At 39.6% G+C, this 2,149-nt stretch carries 3 protein-coding genes; all 3 read left to right on the plus strand.

Annotation, left to right across the window (positions count from 1 at the left end; all coding sequences use genetic code 11):
• The first annotated feature begins 153 nt into the window (after nt 1–153).
• From JQC92_RS22020 to JQC92_RS22030, 3 genes are read left to right on the plus strand one after another with little or no spacing between them, the layout of a single operon-like run.
• Entirely contained in the window at nt 154–789 is a 636-nt protein-coding gene (locus JQC92_RS22020) for a methyltransferase domain-containing protein (protein ID WP_205001672.1), read from the plus strand.
• A complete protein-coding gene (locus JQC92_RS22025; protein ID WP_205001670.1) occupies nt 789–1,250 on the plus strand; it encodes a hypothetical protein in 462 nt (153 codons plus the stop codon). Before JQC92_RS22020 ends, JQC92_RS22025 begins: the two co-directional genes overlap by 1 nt.
• Entirely contained in the window at nt 1,250–1,942 is a 693-nt protein-coding gene (locus JQC92_RS22030) for a queuosine precursor transporter (RefSeq protein ID WP_205001671.1), read from the plus strand. Before JQC92_RS22025 ends, JQC92_RS22030 begins: the two co-directional genes overlap by 1 nt.
• Nucleotides 1,943–2,149: the final 207 nt, after the last annotated feature.

Below are 2,149 nucleotides of genomic sequence, written 5' to 3' on the forward strand. Positions count from 1 at the left end.
ATAGACCTTTCTTTGTTGTGGGGACAACTAGAAAAGTCTTAACATGAGTGGATGCTACAGGCATAGCCTGTCGCTGATTACCACGCCCAAAGGACGTGGTTTTAATTTTTCAATAAACAAGGTTATGCAGCACCACATCTTGATCCTTTCACTATCAAGTTTACTGAATACGCTGATGGTCAGTTTTTAGAAATAGGAGCTGCATTTGGCTATGCCACCATGAAGGCATTAGAAAACGGTGCGAAGGTCATTGCAAACGATATGGACATTCGCCATCTTGAACACCTCGAAGATGCCGCCAGTAAGTTAGGTTACTCAGAGCTAGAAACATTAGCTGCTGAATTTCCACATGAGATGGGCTTTCCGGCCAAGTCATTCAGAAAAATCTTAATCAGCCGTGTACTGCATTTCTTTTCTGGTGAACAAATCAAAGCCTCGTTACAGCAAGTTTATGATTGGCTTGAACCCAACGGTGAACTGTATGTGGTTTGTGAAACTACGTTTCTGACAAATTGGCTTTCTTTTATCCCTGAATATGAGAAGCGTAAAGCAGCTGGTGTTGAATTTTCCGGTGAGATAGATAACCCAAAACATTGGGAAAAAAGTTGGTCTGATAATTTACCTGAATTTGTGCATTGGCTAGATAAAGACTCACTTTCTGTATTATTCGAAAAGGCGGGTTTCGAAATTGTCGAGGTAGATTACATCAATCGCAAAGGGCAATTTCCAGACAGCTTGTTGCTTGATGGTCGTGAAAGTGTCGGCATCATTGGCAGGAGGAGAGACTAATGCAAACGGTTAGAAATAGAAGCTTGGTCTCTACGGTCAAAGGGCTGTATAACGAATTCACAGATGACACTCGTATCGCATATCGAGTCGTTAGAATGTTTGAAGTTGAAGACATAAAGTATGCGTATATTGTTATGCGCTATTCACATTATACTTTTAAGGTTGTCATTTCTGAAATTATCAATGACTTAAGTTGGCTAAAGTCACTGTCTCAGCTTGATGTTCGTAATCTAACCTTTTATCAGTATTACTCCCCCCACTTGCTCCAATCTCGATTTACACTGCACAGCATCTTATTTTTTGATGGTGACAACATCACTTTTAAAATTACAGATCTTCAAAAAAATTTACAGAGAAGCGTTTCGATTGATGAGCTACGACAAGATAAAGAGCTGTATTCAAACTTTGACGGCTTAGACTTGCTACAGATGGGGTATTTATGCGGAAAGGCCACGAAATAATGAAACCGGTTAATGTGCACCAAACAGTGAAAATACACCATAATTTGCTACTGTTACAGGCCGCTTATTTATCGATTCTATGTTTAACGGTATGTTTTGCCAACTACTTCATTAAAGTGTTTGGGATGACGCTGCCCGGTGGTATTTTCGTATTTCCTGTCTCATTTATCATCTGCGATATTGTGGTTGAAGTTTACGGCTATTCGACAGCAAAAATCTTCGTATGGTTAGGCATTATAGTAGAGCTGTTCTTTGCTTTTACTTCTCAATGGATCACGGCATTGCCTAACCCTGATGTTTTTGTTCATGCCCAAGCCTATGACACTGTATTTGAACCGACTGTACGGTATGTCTTTTCTGGAATGGCGGGCTTCTTTTGCGGGGAGTTTATGAATGCTTATTTACTGTCGACCACCAAAATTTGGTTGCAAGGAAAGCACTTTATTATTCCCAGTGTTTGTACTACCGCTTTTGGACAAGGCTTATTGAGTATCGTTGTCGATTACTTAGCGTTCTCAGGAAAGATGAGTAACACAGCTTTGGTTAAAATGATGTTTGGCGGCTGGAAGATTAAAATGGCTTACAGCTTACTGTTTGTGATCCCTGCATGGTTTATTGTTCGCTATATCAAGAAGAAAGATAACATTGATGTCTATGACACCAATGTTAACTACAACCCGTTTTGGTTTTGACGTTAGTTGTTGATTAGCTGGCAAGCTTTTGGACATAAACGTGTTTCGGTTTCGGTTCGTAATCAAAAAATTGCATTAGAAAAACTGACATTTCGCACAGAGATCTCCTAACATTCAACAATAATTACTCACAGGAAACCTAGGTAGAAAGATCACAACACATATAGCGAATAGATCACAAAATAATAGCGAATAGATCACAGACGA

Source organism: Parashewanella hymeniacidonis, assembly GCF_016900895.1.
Classification (GTDB): Bacteria; Pseudomonadota; Gammaproteobacteria; order Enterobacterales; family Shewanellaceae; genus Parashewanella; species Parashewanella hymeniacidonis.